General features: G+C 51.0%; 17 protein-coding genes. 1 reads left to right on the top strand and 16 read right to left on the bottom strand.

What is annotated here, in order from left to right:
* Nucleotides 1-352 precede the first annotated feature (352 nt).
* The 10 genes from A1332_RS07275 to A1332_RS07230 form a co-directional block, all read right to left on the bottom strand.
* Nucleotides 353-745, bottom strand: coding sequence for a hypothetical protein (locus A1332_RS07275; RefSeq protein WP_064007882.1), 393 nt, complete (start codon nucleotides 743-745; stop codon nucleotides 353-355).
* A gap of 49 nt (nucleotides 746-794) precedes the next feature.
* Nucleotides 795-1517, bottom strand: a complete 723-nt coding sequence (gene rluB / locus A1332_RS07270; protein WP_082769390.1) for a 23S rRNA pseudouridine(2605) synthase RluB — start codon at nucleotides 1515-1517, stop codon at nucleotides 795-797.
* 25 nt (nucleotides 1518-1542) lie between these two features.
* Complete coding sequence (gene scpB / locus A1332_RS26430; protein ID WP_331709869.1) at nucleotides 1543-2763, bottom strand: SMC-Scp complex subunit ScpB; 1221 nt, start codon at nucleotides 2761-2763, stop codon at nucleotides 1543-1545.
* Nucleotides 2657-3478 carry a segregation and condensation protein A gene (locus A1332_RS07260; protein ID WP_064007881.1) on the bottom strand — a complete coding sequence of 274 codons (822 nt, stop codon included), beginning with the start codon at nucleotides 3476-3478 and terminating at the stop codon, nucleotides 2657-2659. Before A1332_RS07260 ends, scpB begins: the two co-directional genes overlap by 107 nt.
* Nucleotides 3479-3480: 2 nt before the next feature.
* Nucleotides 3481-4134, bottom strand: coding sequence for a site-2 protease family protein (locus tag A1332_RS07255; protein ID WP_064007880.1), 654 nt, complete (start codon nucleotides 4132-4134; stop codon nucleotides 3481-3483).
* Between the two features lie 7 nt (nucleotides 4135-4141).
* A complete protein-coding gene (locus A1332_RS07250; RefSeq protein ID WP_064007879.1) occupies nucleotides 4142-4762 on the bottom strand; it encodes an L-threonylcarbamoyladenylate synthase in 621 nt (206 codons plus the stop codon).
* A gap of 100 nt (nucleotides 4763-4862) precedes the next feature.
* The gene (gene tsaB, locus A1332_RS07245; RefSeq protein WP_064007878.1) at nucleotides 4863-5549 is read right to left on the bottom strand and encodes a tRNA (adenosine(37)-N6)-threonylcarbamoyltransferase complex dimerization subunit type 1 TsaB; all 687 of its coding nucleotides are present in this window, start codon (nucleotides 5547-5549) and stop codon (nucleotides 4863-4865) included.
* Nucleotides 5546-7501 carry an ATP-dependent DNA helicase gene (locus A1332_RS07240; RefSeq protein WP_064007877.1) on the bottom strand — a complete coding sequence of 652 codons (1956 nt, stop codon included), beginning with the start codon at nucleotides 7499-7501 and terminating at the stop codon, nucleotides 5546-5548. The genes tsaB and A1332_RS07240 overlap by 4 nt, the downstream gene beginning before the upstream one ends.
* On the bottom strand, nucleotides 7501-8217 hold the full coding sequence (locus A1332_RS07235) for a tetratricopeptide repeat protein (RefSeq protein WP_064007876.1): 717 nt from the start codon (nucleotides 8215-8217) through the stop codon (nucleotides 7501-7503). The genes A1332_RS07240 and A1332_RS07235 overlap by 1 nt, the downstream gene beginning before the upstream one ends.
* A 25-nt stretch (nucleotides 8218-8242) precedes the next feature.
* The gene (locus tag A1332_RS07230) at nucleotides 8243-8782 is read right to left on the bottom strand and encodes a hypothetical protein (RefSeq protein ID WP_064007875.1); all 540 of its coding nucleotides are present in this window, start codon (nucleotides 8780-8782) and stop codon (nucleotides 8243-8245) included.
* Nucleotides 8783-9105: 323 nt separating this feature from the next.
* Here A1332_RS07230 and A1332_RS07225 point away from each other — a divergent pair, with 323 nt between their 5' ends.
* A complete protein-coding gene (locus A1332_RS07225) occupies nucleotides 9106-10518 on the top strand; it encodes a PhoH family protein (protein ID WP_064007874.1) in 1413 nt (470 codons plus the stop codon).
* Nucleotides 10519-10523: 5 nt separating this feature from the next.
* On the opposite strand, the gene A1332_RS07220 is transcribed toward A1332_RS07225, so the two are convergent.
* The 6 genes from A1332_RS07220 to A1332_RS07195 all read right to left on the bottom strand — a co-directional run bounded on the left by A1332_RS07220 (nucleotide 10524) and on the right by A1332_RS07195 (nucleotide 15787).
* Nucleotides 10524-11621 (bottom strand): AI-2E family transporter, encoded by a 1098-nt coding sequence (locus A1332_RS07220; RefSeq protein ID WP_064007873.1) that lies wholly within the window; start codon nucleotides 11619-11621, stop codon nucleotides 10524-10526.
* Nucleotides 11622-11693: 72 nt separating this feature from the next.
* Nucleotides 11694-11993 carry an STAS domain-containing protein gene (locus tag A1332_RS07215; RefSeq protein WP_064007872.1) on the bottom strand — a complete coding sequence of 100 codons (300 nt, stop codon included), beginning with the start codon at nucleotides 11991-11993 and terminating at the stop codon, nucleotides 11694-11696.
* 44 nt (nucleotides 11994-12037) lie between these two features.
* Nucleotides 12038-13240: a methyl-accepting chemotaxis protein gene (locus tag A1332_RS07210; RefSeq protein ID WP_064007871.1), complete on the bottom strand. Its 1203-nt coding sequence runs from the start codon at nucleotides 13238-13240 to the stop codon at nucleotides 12038-12040.
* A 4-nt stretch (nucleotides 13241-13244) separates the two neighbouring features.
* Nucleotides 13245-14306, bottom strand: coding sequence for a protein-glutamate methylesterase/protein-glutamine glutaminase (locus A1332_RS07205; RefSeq protein WP_064007870.1), 1062 nt, complete (start codon nucleotides 14304-14306; stop codon nucleotides 13245-13247).
* A gap of 9 nt (nucleotides 14307-14315) precedes the next feature.
* Nucleotides 14316-14945 (bottom strand): chemoreceptor glutamine deamidase CheD, encoded by a 630-nt coding sequence (cheD, locus tag A1332_RS07200; RefSeq protein ID WP_064007869.1) that lies wholly within the window; start codon nucleotides 14943-14945, stop codon nucleotides 14316-14318.
* A 5-nt stretch (nucleotides 14946-14950) separates the two neighbouring features.
* A complete protein-coding gene (locus A1332_RS07195; protein WP_064007868.1) occupies nucleotides 14951-15787 on the bottom strand; it encodes a CheR family methyltransferase in 837 nt (278 codons plus the stop codon).
* Nucleotides 15788-15803: the final 16 nt, after the last annotated feature.

Below are 15803 nucleotides of genomic sequence, written 5' to 3'. Positions count from 1 at the left end.
ACCGGAGCTTTTGATAGGAATAGCCCGTTAGGGGTGCGGCATGGATGCCGTACGTTGCCGAAGGGGCAGGAAGCCCCTTTCGGCAACCCCTATCAAAAGCGAGGAACGCAGGGAAGAAGCGGCATCCGGGCCGCCTTTTCTTTGGATACTTTCTGTTGGCGGTGCACAAATTCGCCGGGAGCGAATTTGAACAGCGGATAGGCTGGCCCGAAGGGCGAAAACCAGGGATGGTTTTCGTAGCGAAAGTATCTCGCCTGCCGGTGCGAGAACCGGCATTCAATCAAGTTTCGCGGTAGCGAATCATTGCTTATGCAAACCGAAATTCCGCGTGGGCACAAAACCCGTACCCACCCTACGCCTTAATGTTTACGTAGTAAATCGGATTAGCATTTCCCATCGCAAAATAATGGGCAACAGACCTACCGATATATTTATTACGTATTGTTTCTGGCGCCACCTTACCAATAAACTCCCACCTGCCATCCCACCTACCATCCTTTATGTTAGCGTCCTGCTGAGGTGGTCCATATGGTGTGCTTCCTGCTGGTTGCCATTCTTGAATACTATAAATTTCTTGCACCACGCCCTTAGCGACACAAAAAGCGTACTCAGCTTTCTCTCGATCTTTGCCTATTTTCCAAACTCCTCGCGTAATATCATAGAGTTGTCGGGCAGTCATACCTTCGTTGAACAACCTCGATGTACGAATAAGCAATGCTGGTTCGGTAATATTTATTTCAGTCATAGTACGAAAGTCCGCGAACGCCTAAATATTGGGTAATTGATTACAAAAATTACAACCCCACAAACTCCATCAACCCCTGCAATTCCTTAGGCTCAAGCTCATAAAACGAATGCGCCCTAACCCGCTCCGGCAAGCCGACATCACCATACCGCACCCGAATCAAGCGACTGACTTTGACGCCTTGCGATTCCCATAAACGCCGCACCAAACGATTCCGCCCCTGTTTCACTGTAGCGTAAAACCATTTGTTTGCGCCCTCGCCGGCGTAGAAGCTAACGTCTTCGAAATGCGCGGGGCCGTCTTCCAGTTCCACACCTTGCTTTAAGCGCGCCAGCATCGCATCGTCCACTTCGCCCAAGATCCGCACCGCATATTCGCGTTCGACCTCGCGTGACGGGTGCATCAAGCGGTTGGCTAGTTCGCCGTTGTTGGTCACTAAAATCAAGCCGGAAGTATTGATGTCCAGACGGCCAACCGCGATCCAGCGGCCGACTTGCAGGCGCGGCAGTTGGGTAAAGATTACCGGGCGGCCTTCCGGGTCGCGGCGGGTGACCAGTTCACCGACCGGTTTGTGGTACACCAATACGCGGGTCGGCTGCTCGGCGTATTTTTCCCATTTCACCACCCGGCCGTTGATTTGCAGATGGTCGTCGGGTTTCAAGTGGTAACCCGGCTGTACCGGATTGCCGTTGACGGTGAGCTTGCCTTCCTCTATCCAGCGCTCGATTTCCCGCCGCGAACCCACGCCGGCCCGCGCCAGTAATTTCTGGATGCGCTCGCCGCCGGCAGGCGCGGCTTTAGTGGAGGGTGAGGTTTTCGGCGCCGAGGCCGGCTTCGGTTTGGGCGTCGAACTCGGTTTCCGAGACTGCGGTTTCTGGGTCCGTTTGTCCTGCGGGGCTGACGGGTTGTTCGATCTCGGCGGTTTGCGGTCTTTCACTGTGGTCCTGCTCAGGTTGCGGTTGAGGCGAGTTGCCGAAATCGAAGTTGACGATTTCTTCCAGCGTCGGTAATTCGCTCAATGAGGTTAAATTGAAATAATCCAGAAATTGTTTGGTGGTGCCGAACAAGGCCGGCCGGCCCGGTACTTCCTTATGGGCGATGACGCGAATCCACTCGCGCTCCAACAGAGTTTGAATGATGGAACTGCTGACACTGACGCCGCGGATGTCTTCGATTTCACCGCGCGTCACCGGCTGGCGATAGGCGATGATGGCCAGGGTTTCCAGCAGCGCGCGCGAATAACGGGCGGGTTTTTCCTCGAACAAGCGCGTCACATACGGCGATAACCCTTCGCGCACCTGAAACCGATAACCACTGGCCAATTGCCTAAGGCCGATGGGGCGGTCAGCGTAATCGCGGGCGATGTCATCCAAGGCCATTTGCACCGACAAGGTATCGGGTTGCTCCAGTTCCGGAAAGGTTTCCTGAATCTGCCTGATCGTCATCGGCCGATTAGCGGCAAACAAAATGGCTTCCACAATGCGCTTGGTGTTCATGTCGCACTCTTTAATTATGTCGGGCTGTAATCGGTGGCGTTCGACCAGGATAGGTTGGTAAGTACTGGCGCGAATAATCTTAGACCAGCGCTGCGGCAAGCGGGTTGCGCGCCTAGCCTCGCTAACGGCCGCAGCTTCCGGCGTAACTGGCTGCCAGCTCCAGCTAGTATGCCAAGCGGGCAGCAGGCGTACCGCTCGCCGACGAAACGTGGGCACAGCGACTGGTTCGCTCGGCTCGATGACCGGTAAAACCGCAACGCGCGGCTCGCTAGCCCAAATAGCCGGAAAACGCACGGCGCGCCGCTTGACCGGCACAAATATCGTGACCGGCTCGGGTTTGATGCGGGGCTTGCGGGGAGTTCTAGGTTTGGCTGCGGGAATAACATCATCGACGACGGTTTCGGCAAACTGCGGGTCAGTCCCCGGTGCCGCTATCGACGCGGATTCTGACCTGGATGCCGGCGTAAGGCTCGGATTGGAAGATGTCGATGATGCGTTCCTTGGAGAGTTCAAGGATGGCAAGAAACGCGACAACCACTCCGTTTTTTCCTTCACTTCGGGTAAAACACGCTGCGAAAGGGAGCTGATTTGCTCCGTTAAGTTTTTCCAAAATGGCTGCCATTCGTTCACGGACTGATAGGGGTTCTTTGGTTATTTGATGGTGACTGAGCCTCTCGGCACGCTTCAATATATCCTGGAAGGCCAGTAGCAGCTCCTTGAGCTGCACATCCGGCAGAATTTGCTGTACGTCCACGGTGGAAGTGTCGACACCAAATTCAAAGGTATCGCGCTCGTTTCTGGGCAGCATATCGATTTCTTCCGCCACTTTTTTGATCGCTTCGTATTCCTGCAATTTGCGGATCAAAAACGCTCTGGGGTCTTCCTCTTCTTCCTCGCTTTCCGGCTGCCTGGGCAGCAGCATCCGCGATTTGATCTCGGCCAGCAGGGCAGCCATCACCAGATATTCGGCGGCCAGTTCCAGACGCATATTTTCCATCATATCGATGTAGGCAATATATTGCCGGGTAATCTGGGCGATGGGGATGTCGAGAATATCCAGATTCTGCCGGCGAATCAAATACAGCAGCAAATCCAGCGGTCCTTCGAAGGCATCCAGAAACACTTCCAGCGCATCCGGCGGAATGTAGAGATCGTCCGGTAAATCCTGATAGGGCTGGCCTTGCACCAGCGCCAGCGGCGGCAGGGCAGTTTCCACCGGTAATGCAATTTCGTTCAAAACTACATGCCCGCCAAACTAAAAAATAACTGTTGGGCGTAGTACATCGGATAAGCCAGCAAATATTGCAACACGTCGGTAGCGAGTAAAATCAACAAAAAAATAAAACCAAACCGTTCCAAACGATTGTATTGCCAGGCCCAGTAATCCGGCAGTACCCCGGACAAAATCCGGCTGCCGTCCAACGGCGGAATCGGTAAAAGATTGATCAAAGCCAGCACCAAATTAATGCTGATGCCGGCTACACCGCTGTAGATCAACGGAAAAGAGATATACTCGATTTCCAGCATCACGCCGATTCTCGCCAACAAAGCCCAAGCCGCCGCCATCAACAAATTGGATAAAGGACCGGCTACCGCCACAATGGCCATGGCTTGACGCGGTTTTTTAAATGCTCTGGGATCGACCGGCACCGGCTTGGCCCAACCGAACACAAAGCCGGTAAAGGTCAGCAATAACAAGCCGGGAATGATCAGCGTACCCAAAATATCGATATGTTTCAGCGGGTTCAGGGTCAGGCGGCCTTGGTCGGCGGCGGTGTTATCGCCTAACTTCTTGGCCACCCAACCGTGCGCCACCTCGTGACCGGTAATCGCGAAAATCACCGGTAAAATCCAGACTACTATCCTTTGTATTAGGGTTAATTCGTCCATCATGGCTGTTTCACTCCAACATCGGCGCAATACCGATACCTTGTCGAATAATTTCAATCGACTTGTCGCCGCAAGCGATTACGGTAGTGGGCTGATATTCGATCACCCCGACGTCTATCACCAGGGCCAACTCTTTTTCCAGCCGTTTTCTGATTTCGTAGGGATCGGCCAAAGGCTCGCTATCGCCGGGCATCATCAGGGTGGAAGTCAGCAAAGGCTCGCCAAGTTGTTCGACCAAGGCCTGGGCAACCGGATGATCGGTGATCCTGACGCCTATGGTTTTCTTTTTTGGATGCTGCAAACGGCGCGGCACTTCACGCGTCGCATCCAGTAAAAACGTAAATGGGCCCGGAGTCAGTTTTTTTATCAAGCGATGAGCTTCGTTGCCCATTTTGGTAAAGTTGGAAACCTGCGATAGGTCGGTACACAGCAAGGTAAAGTTGTGATTATCGTCGAGGCGGCGGATGCTGCGGACTTGATCCATCGCCGCTTTATCGCCGATCTGGCAACCCAATGCGTAGGAAGCATCGGTCGGATACACAATCACCCCACCGCTGCGCAAAATATTGACCGCTTGCTGAATCAAGCGCGGCTGCGGGTTCTTCGGATGGATTTCGAAATATTGCGCCATTGGCTAAAATATCGGCTTAGGTAAAAGGCTATTGTACCTTAGAAGGCACTTAAAAACGTCGCGAGGCAGTTTTAGCAGCAGGTGCAAGCCACAAATCCGCTTATCTTTCCGATTGTTTTTTTGCCACTTTATCGCGCAGATAAACCGGCATGGCGTGCTCGACAGCCACCGCCAAACCGTTAGCAAATCCATAAGCCGCCAGTTGAGCAACACACGCAGCACGTGGCCAAACCTCCACCTCGACGCCCAGCACGCGCCCAGATAAACGCTGGCCCAACTGCTCCGCATAAACACCCCAACCGGAACCGACACCAAAGCCGGCAAAATCGGGAAAGATCACTTCGCCGGCGGGCGTGACAGCTTCCGCACCGTTCAACTCCGCTAAACCTAATGCGTTGCGTTGATATACACCCCAAAAAATTTCGTCCATCCGTGCGTCCATTGCGGTGAAACTTAGTTGGGCGTCGGACCGCCGGTTAAAAAAGTCTTGCGCGATTGCCGCCAAAGTAGACACTGGCACCACCGGTAAATCGGCGCCATAGGCAATACCCTGCACTACCCCACCAGCTATCCTAACGCCGGTAAACGAGCCGGGCCCGCGACTCAAACCGATGGCGTCCAGCTGTTGCGGCTTGAGCTGGGCGTCGGCCATCAATTGATCGATCATCGGCAAAATCAGCTTGGTATGTTCGCGCGGGGCTACGGCAAATTTTTCGGTAATCTCGCCATCGATGAACAAAGCCGCCGAACAGGCGTCGGTGGAAGTTTCTACTGCCAATAATTTCAACTGCTTTCCTCTGTTGCAAAAAACTGCCGCACGTCCTCGATCTCGCGGCTGCGTTTCATGGCCGGCACGCTGTCCAGAAACATTTGGCCGTAGGAACGTTTTAACAAGCGGGGATCGCAGACCATCAATACGCCACGGTCATTGACGTCGCGAATTAAGCGGCCCACCCCTTGCCGCAACATGATGATGGCGCTGGGCAATTGATGTTCGAAAAACGGATTACGGCCCTGCTTTTCCATCGCGTTCATGCGTGCCTTTAATACCGGATCGCCGGGCGAAGCGAACGGCAGTTTGTCGATGATCACGCAGGACAAGGCATCCCCGCGTACGTCCACGCCTTCCCAGAAACTGGCGGTTGCCAGCAATACGGCATTGCCCAACTCCTTGAATTGATCCAGCAACACGCCTTTGGAGCGCGTGCCTTGTACCAAGATAGGATGATCGATTTTACCTTCCAGCAACTGCGCGGCGCGTTGCAAGGCGCGGTGGCTGGTAAACAGGAAAAACGCCCGGCCCCGGCTGGCTTCCAGCACCGGTAACGCGAACTCAACAATCTTGTCGGTAAAGTCCGGATCGCTGGGTTGCGGTAAACCTTTAGGATGATAAAACAAGGCCTGGTTCGGATAATCAAACGGGCTCTCCCAACTCTGGCTCAGCGCACCGCTCAAACCCAGGTTCTTGGAAAAATGCACAAAATTATTAGCGACGCTCAGAGTAGCCGAGGTAAAAATCCAGGTGGCTTTATGCCGCGCCATGAAGCCGCGAAATTCCTTCGCGATATCCAGCGGCGTGCGACTGAGGGTAAACGACTTGCTGTAGGTCTCGTACCATTTAATCCACTGCCCGTCCTGGTCGTTAATCAGGGTTTCCAGTTGCGCGTCCAGCGCTTCGGCGCGATCAAAGCAGGATTCTAGGCCTTTGCTGCGCACCGAGGCGCGTTCCAATTGGTCGGTCAGCCGGGCCAACTGTTTTTGCAAGGATTCCAACGCGCCGGCAATTTTCGGATTGGTTTCGATGTCCTGCCAGTCGCCACGGCGCAGTTCCAGACCAAACGCCAAGCGCAAATCCTTGACCTCATGCTGCAAGTCTTCGCAGGCGGTGCGCAAGTCCGGCATATCCTTGGCGTCGGTGAAATACTCGGCCAAGCTGTCGTCGGCCAGATCGACCAACTGCTTGCCGCTGATCGTCACCCCCAAAAAATTGGAGGCGGTATCGGCCAGTTGATGGGCTTCGTCGATGATGGCTACGTCGGCATCGGGCAACAATTCGCCGAAACCGGTTTCGCGAATCGACCAGTCGGCGCACAGTAGATGATGATTGACCACGACAATCTCAGCTTCTTGCGCCTGTTTGCGAGCTTTGGTGAGAAAGCAATCGGCATAGTCCGGGCAGTTCTGCCCCAGGCAATTGTCGGTGGTGGAGGTAGCATGAAACCAGACCGGATCGCCGTCGTGTACATCGGCTACTTCCGAAACGTCGCCGGCCTTGGTGCGTTTCGACCAGGCTTTGATTTGCGCCAGCGCCGCCGCATCTTCCTGACTGTAACCGAACGCGGAATTCAAGGCTTGTTCCAGCCGATACGTGCACAAATAATTGGCGCGGCCTTTCAACAAACTGGCTTTAAACGGCCGTCCGCTCAAGGCTTTGCGTATCACCGGCAAATCCTTGTTGAACAATTGGTCTTGTAGATTTTTGGTACCGGTGGAGACGATGACTTTCTTGCCGGACAGGATCGCGGGAATCAGATAAGCAAAGGTTTTGCCGGTGCCGGTGCCGGCTTCGGCAATTAGGTTTTGCTGCGACTCAATGGCATACGCAATCTGCTCTGCCATCTCGATCTGCGCGGCGCGCGGCGAGTAACCGCTGATAATCTCGGCCAGGGCGCCGCCCTCGCCGAAAATATCCGCCAATTTTGCGGCAGTGGACTGCGCCGGCTTGGAACTCTCAGCCACTAGCGACCGAAAAAGCTGTCCGCTTTGGCTTTAGCTTCTCTGGCCCCTTGGGAGTTTTGCTGCATTTGCCGGGCTTCGGCGATCAGCAGCCAGCTTTTGCGTTTCAGACCGAGGTCACCGCCAGCCAGCAGAGCCGCCTTGCCAGCCAACTCTTCCGCGAGTTGCGGTTTATTTTGTTTGATTCTAAGCTGCGCCAATTTATAGGTCAGCGTGGGGTTGCGCGAATCGATGCGTAGCGCGCGTTCCATCACTACCACCGCAGCGTCAAGGTCGCCACTATTACGACTGCGGTCGGACTCGCTAATTAAAGCTACCACGGCCGGCGGCGTGCCGCTGGGGATACGTGCGTCTTCTATGACAAACTTCGGTGCCGGCGCAGTTGCTGTTGCCACGGCCGCGGGCGCAATCACAGCCGGACTAGCTGGCGCAGGCGGTGGAATATCGGCCGGCGGCATCAACGGCTCGGCGCGAAAGGTCGGCAAATTCGGTTCATCTTTAAAGTTATTGCTAACGCTTTCGATGGGATAGGTCGCGGTATCTGGAGTAGACACCGGTTTTTTAGCGGTGACTGCGGGTGCTTTATTGGCCGCCGATTTTTTAGACGGGGCTTTTTTGGCAGGTACGCTGCCGGCCACCGGCGGTTCGGAGCCGGGATTACTACACGCCGTTAATATCAGTAACAGAGGGCACAAAATTAACAGAGATTTCTTTTTCATTTACGATTTAAGTAGCCAAGTAAAGTTAAAACAGTTCGATTTCATCATCATCGCTTTGCCGATTTGCTTGTTGAAACAAGGCTAGCGCTTCATCGACGCTTTTGCCCTGATGGATAGCATCAAACATCACTTTTTCAGATTCCATAGTGTACTGGTTACGAATGCTTTCCTGAAACTTATACCATTCGGCAGGATTATATAACCTGTGCGGGGTATCTATGATGATCGACAAGCCTTTTAGATTGTTGGACACGTGTTGCAAGCATTGCTGCAGGCGATCATAAAACTGAAACGCCACAATCGCCGAATAGATTTTATGCTGGGTCGCCTCGCAATGTGTCAAAGCCTGATCGCGGCTCTCGCTCTGCTGAAAACCGCTCAGTAATTGATGGATGTTTTTCATATCTTCAACCATACCGGTAAACGAGTCGGCCAAGGCTGACACCGATTCGTCGCCGGCTTTCATACTGCCTTCAACCTGAGCAACCGAGACGGTCAACAGTTTGATGGTTTCCCTAATCTGGCTCCAATCCAAGTCTGGCTGGCTTGATGGTGAAAATGTCATAAATAGCTATCCTAAAAATACCGATACAAATTAAGTTGTCGCGACATATGCGCGCTATTGTAACCGACTATACAAAACCAATGACGACGGCTTAAGTATAGAGAACCTGGAGAGTAGTCGATTATTGGGGCAAGTATTTTTAAAAAAAACCGGAATTGACGAAGAGATCGCAATACTCGTTATGTCCATGGCACCGGCGCTTATCGGACACACGCCAAGCGATAGTTCGGTTGACGATAACTCCACAGATAGAGTAGAAATACATTCAGCGCAGCACCGGGTTTCTGTTGAAGCCGCCTTTCCACGCTTTTTATAAGGATAATATGAATATTCAATCCGCCGGCAAAAAATTGTTCGTGTTGGACACCAACGTACTGATGCACGACCCAACGTCCATCTTTCGCTTTCAAGAACACAATGTTTTCATTCCAATGGTAGTGCTGGAAGAATTGGATCACGCCAAAAAAGGCTTATCCGATGTATCGCGCAACGTCCGCCAAGTTAGCCGGTTTTTGGACGAATTAATCCGCGATGCCGATCAACAAACTATCAACGCCGGCTTGCCGTTGTCGCGCATCGATTATTCTCTGAATGGCGAGCGAGAATTCGACGGCCGTCTGTATTTTCAAACCCGGCAATTGTCGCATCTACTCCCCGCCGACCTGCCCGGGCAAATTGCCGATAATTCTATCCTGAGTATCGTATTGGCCTTAGGTAAGGAATACCCGGATGTGAATGTAATCCTGGTCTCCAAAGACATCAATATGCGCATCAAAGCCGCGGCGCTGCAAATCAGTGCCGAGGATTACCATAACGATCAAACCATCGAAGACATAGACCTGCTCTACACGGGCACGATGGCGCTGGACAGCGATTTCTGGGAGGAACACGGCGGCAAGATGGAATCGTGGCAAGAAAACGACCATACATACTACCGGGTGAATGGTCCGCTGGTTGCCGAATGGTATCCCAACCAATATTTGTATATGGAAGGCGAAGATAATTTCGAAGCCATTGTGAAAAGCCGTGAAGGCGATACGGCGGTGTTGCAATTGGCCCGCGATTACCGCACCAAGCACAATAGCATTTGGGGCATTTCCGCCAAAAACCGCGAGCAAAACTTTGCTTTAAATGCCCTGCTGGATCCGAACGTGGATTTCGTGACGCTGATAGGCTCGGCCGGCACCGGTAAAACCTTGCTGGCACTGGCGGCCGGCCTGTCTTTGACGCTGGAAAGTAAACTCTATCTGGAAATCATCATGACGCGGGAAACCATGCCGGTTGGCGAAGACATTGGTTTTTTACCCGGCACGGAAGAAGAAAAAATGGCACCCTGGATGGGGGCTTTGATGGACAATCTGGAATTGCTGGGCAGCCGTTCCGGCACGACCGAATGGGAACAAGGCGCATCGCAAAACGTGATGATGAATCGGGTAAAAATTCGTTCGCTAAACTTTATGCGCGGCCGGACTTTTCTGAATCGTTATTTAATTATCGACGAAGCGCAGAATCTTACACCCAAACAGATGAAGACTTTAATTACCCGAGCGGGGCCGGGTACAAAAATCATCTGCATCGGTAACCTGGCGCAGATCGATACGCCGTATCTAACCGCCACCAGCTCCGGTTTGACTTACGTGGTTGATCGCTTCAAGTCTTGGCCGAACAGCGCTCATATTACGCTACGCCGCGGCGAGCGTTCTCGCCTGGCGGATTTTGCATCCGATAATTTGTAAAGCCATCAAGCCAATGATCGACTGATTTCAGCCTTTGGCCACGCCATTAACACCGCTTTAACCAGCGTGGCCAAGGGTATCGCAAAAAACACCCCCCAAAATCCCCACAAACCGCCAAAAAACAGGATGGCCACAATAATCGCGATAGGATGCAAATTCACCGCTTCGGAAAACAGCAGCGGCACCAATATCACCCCGTCCAGTGCCTGAATCACCGAATAAGCGATAAACACGTACATAAAGTGATCACTACCGCCCACACCCCACTGCACATAGGCCACCGCTAATACCGGAAAAGTCACTAATGTCGCGCCGACATACGGAATCACCACGGACAAGCCCATCAGTACCGCGAGCAACATCGCGTAATTCAAGCCCAACAACCAGAAGACTATGTAACTGATCGCCCACAGGATAAACACTTCAAGAAATTTGCCTCTCACGTAGTTGGCGATTTGCCTATCCACCTCATGCCAGACTCGCAAGCTGAGACTGGTATCTTTCGGCAGAAACTGTACAAACCAGCCCAATAAAACCTGCTTATCCTTCAGAAAGAAGAACACCATCAACGGCACCAAAAACAGATAAATAATCACCGCCACCAATCCCACAAACGATTGGGCGGAGCCGGAGATTAAATCCTGACCATACTTGAGCAAGTCTTGCTGAATGGAAAACATGATTTCCCGAATTCGGACTTCCGAAATGAGTTCCGGATGGCGCTCGGGGAAACGCATGATTTCGGCTTGGGTGCTGGAGACAATCTCCGGTATGTGTTGCACCAGTTGCACCGTTTGCTCGGACACTATCGGCACTAGCACGAACAACACAAAACCCAGTACAGCCATAAACGCAAAGAACACGAGATGCACCGAAATCAAACGACCAAGTTGGCGTTGTTCGGCTTTAACCACCAGCCCTTCCAGTAGATACGCTAAAACGATGGCCACAAAAACCGGCATCAGCAAATCCAACAAGCCGTATATCAATAAAAAGCCGCCCAGCAAGACTATGGCTAGGGAAACAACTTGGGAATTGGGCAGAAATCGCTGGAAAAAATTTCTAATGAAATCGGAACTGGAAAAGTCAGTCTGTTGGTTCATGGAATGTTGGCGGCTACGCAACCCGTTGCCGGTTTGATCGCGCCATTAGATTATATAAAAAAGCGGGATTGCTCAGGACAGTGTAAATAATTTATCAAAATTAGCGATTTCCAAAATTTTTTTCACTTCGGTACGCGAATTTTTAATCCGTATTGCCGACTTATCGCCAGCCATTTTGTCTCGTAGCACCAATAGCATCCCCAGCGCGGAGCTATCTAAGTATTCAGTACCGTTCAAATCCACCTCTATCAGCTTTACGCCACTTTCAACAAGCTTGGTTGCTTCGCGAAATTCATTATGCACACCGAAATCGAACCGGCCGCTTATTTTAATCGACAGCACTCCCCCATCAACGCGTGCCTCAATACCCATAATCTTTAACCTCACGTATTATCATGTCATTCCCTACATTTGTACTAAAACAGATCCACTTCGCCTTCCTCCATGGAAGATTGCGAAACAATATGCGATTTTCGGACTTGCCACTGCTGCTTCATAATTTTCAAGCGATCAGAACCTTGCTGTAATTGATCGCGCCAATTTGCATCGCTACCGGTTTTAAATACACCCAACCCTATGCTTACCTCGTCGGATAGCGAGCCGAAATGCTGTAGATTAAACTGTAGGTATTCGATCAATTGTCGGGCCATATCCTCAAATTGCAGCCCTCTGACGGCATTACCGACACTGAACTCAATTTTGTTGGTCAATTGGGAAATTTCGCCGACATTGTTGGAGATATTGGCATTAATGACGGCGATATCATCCATCATCTTGTCGATACTGGCCTTGGAACTAATCGCCACATTCATGTCCTTGGATGCCATTATTTCTATCATGGTTTGCGCTTCGTGGATATTATCCTTGGAGGCCTTTACCACGCGCTTAATTTCTTCACTGAACTTATCCGAGTTTTTCGATAGATTCCGCACTTCTCCCGCAACCACCGCGAAACCTCGACCGGCTTCTCCTGCCCTGGCGGCTTCGATGGCAGCATTCAGCGCCAACAAATTGGTTTGATCGGCAATTTTTTGCACGTCGCCCAACAGTTTTTCAACATGAGCCATATGGCCGCCAACATCGTTGATGACCGCTACCATTTCCATACTCTGCTTACTGATTTGCAGAATATGGTCGATAAAAAACTGCAAGACATTATCGGTTTCCTGGGCAAAACTAGAGAAATTAAGCGTACTACGCCCCTTTTCGGTAGTTCCTTCCAAATCAGTTACCAACGAACATACTATCGACGACTGCCCGGATGTCAAACTAGCCAAACTATTGAAACTACTGGACATAGTGTTCACCGCGTCGGCGAGCATGGCTTTGAGCTGTTCCAATTCCGCGCGGAAATAGGATGCTTCTTGGTCAATACAATCTTTGAGGTGTACTAAATAGTCATCAATCGCGCGCACCAATTCGGCTTCGCTTAGCTCCTTGCTAGATGTCGAGGCTGACAGCTGAGCACGTTGCGCACGAAATGTTTTAAGCATCCACAATATCGTTGGAATTGGGGCCGCTAGCCAATAGACCAAGGCATTGGCAGAAAACAACGGCAATAACAAAACCACCAGCGTCAATAAAACAAGGAGCACGTTGTCTTTAAGGAACTGCAACATAAATTCAATTCACCAGGGCCAGGATTTTTTCCGCTATTTTCTCCAAGGATAACACATGATGCGCGGCCCCCAGTTTATAGGCTTCGCCGGGCATGCCCCAGACTACACTGGATGCTTCATCCTGCACTATGTTGACGGCGCCGGCCTCGCGCATCTCCAGCATGGCTCTAGCACCATCCGCCCCCATACCCGTCAACATAACGCCAACCGCATTGCTGCCAACATTTTCGGCAACTGATCTGAACAGGACATCCACGGAAGGTTTATGTCTATTGACTGGAGGACCGTCATCAAGGCGACACGCGTAACGCGCACCATCTCTCACAACCATTAGGTGTTGATCGCCTGGCGCGATATAGATATGTCCGGGCAATATCAGTTGCCCATCGCTCGCCACGCAAGCAGTCATTTCGGACGCATCGTCCACATGCTTGGCAAACGAAGCACTGAAGGCGAGGGGCAAATGTTGTGTAATGACAATCGCCGGTGCCGTTCTGGGCAGGCTTTTTACTAATTGCTTGACGGCTTCCGTGCCGCCCGTAGAAGAACCCAACGCTACTATTTTATGAGTCGTTTTGAAATGCTTTTTCATCGCAGCAGCTGCATTCTCATTCACTGAACTAATGGGAGAGACATTAGCCCGATTGGTTTCCAAAGCTTTGACTTTTGCCTGCGCAGCCATCCTGATCTTACCGATAATCTCATCGGCATAGGCTCGCAAGCCATGAGAGACATCGACTTTTGGTTTCGCCACAAAATCAACCGCACCCAGCGCCAGCGCGTCAAGGGTCACTTCGGCGCCTTTTTCAGTCAACGTTGAAATCATGACCACCGGCATCGGCCGTAAGCGCATCAAATTCCGTAAAAATGTGAGTCCATCCATTCGCGGCATTTCTACGTCCAATGTCAATACATCGGGATTCAAGGCCTTAATTTTTTCCCTAGCGATAATCGGATCACTTGCCGTGCCGACTACTTGAATATCGCCTGCCTCATTAAAAATTTGCGTCAGCATTTGGCGAATCAGCGCCGAGTCATCAACAATCAATAGCTTAATTTTTGTCATCCTGGTTTCCTAAAATAGCTCTACGCTACCTTCAACCGGTGCGTCCTTGATACTCGAACTATATTGCTTCTCGCGCAGGAAGATAGTTTGATTGTGTAGATCTTTAATTTTTTTCATTCGGACTCGTCCGGTATGCGGAAAGAAATTCACCTTACGCGGATAAATATCGCCCAAATCCTGTGAAACCAGATTCAACGCTTCGGTATCCACATAATCCAAAACGAATTGAATGTTTCTGGCCCCGACATCACCCAGGGTAGCGATGATTTTGCCGCCGCCGAACAACTTAACTTCCAAGTTTTTACGCTTCCCGCCATTTTGCAAAATAGAGTTGATCAAATGTTCCATCGCGTAATTGCCATAGCGTGAGGCATTACCAACCACGGCTTCGTCTCTGTCGTTCAAACGGCTTTTACTCGTCTCCGGCAACATGAAATGATTCATCCCCCCCACGCCGGTCACCACGTCACGTATACAGGCTGCCACGCAAGAACCCAGCACAGTAGTAATCATTTCATCCTGTTTGGTGACGTAGTAGTCACCAGGCATCAATTTTGCCGCCACAATTTGATTTTCTTGATCCCAATAACGGTTGACGTTTTCAAAGCCGGCGATAAGCGGTCTTTCCACATGCGGCATATGACTCACTTACTCGACTTCCTATAGATGGTGTTACCTATCAAACTGAATCCGGTATCGAGCTGATGCAAGGATTCTGAATGTCCAATGAATAAATGTGACCCTTCTTCCAATAAACCGCAGTAACGGTTCGCTAACATCGCCTTGGTTTCCCGATCAAAATAGATCAAAACGTTTCGGCAAAAAATAAAATCAAAACCCCCCTTCAAAGGCCATTCCTGCATCAAATTCAATTGTTTAAACTCTATCAATTCTTTCAATTCCGGTTTAATTCGTACCTTGTTCGCTTGTCCACCCACACCTTTTTGAAACCAGCGCTTGAGGCGTTGCTCGGCTATGCCTGTCACCCGATCAGCCATGTAAATGCCGGCTGCGGCGGTAGCTAAAACATTTGTATCAAGATCGGTAGCCAAGATATTTATGGTCCAATCAGCCGGGACACTTTCCTTCAAGGTCATCGCCAAAGAATAAGGCTCCTCACCTGTTGAGCAACCTGCGGACCAAACTTTAATCTGTTTAGTCGCGGCATGTTTTTTAAGCAAACCCGGCACAACCGTCTTGCTTAAATATTCAAAATGGTGATTTTCGCGAAAAAAAGAAGTGAGGTTAGTGGTGACAGCATTAATAAATTCAGTAAACTCAGTATCCGGGTTATCTTTCAAATAGTGACAATACTGTTTGAAGCTGGTGAAGCCCAACATGCGGACCCGTTTCGACAATCTCGAGTAAAACATATCGAATTTATCGTCCGGCACCAAGATTCCGGAATATTGGTTGGATATTTTTCTTAGAACGTCAAAATCTGCTTGGGTATATTCAAACTCGCGCGCTTTTTCTTTCATTTTGTATATTCGGGTA

The sequence above is a fragment of the Methylomonas methanica genome, assembly GCF_001644035.1.
Lineage (GTDB): Bacteria > Pseudomonadota > Gammaproteobacteria > Methylococcales > Methylomonadaceae > Methylomonas > Methylomonas methanica_A.
This window is presented reverse-complemented; position numbering and strand designations above follow the sequence as displayed.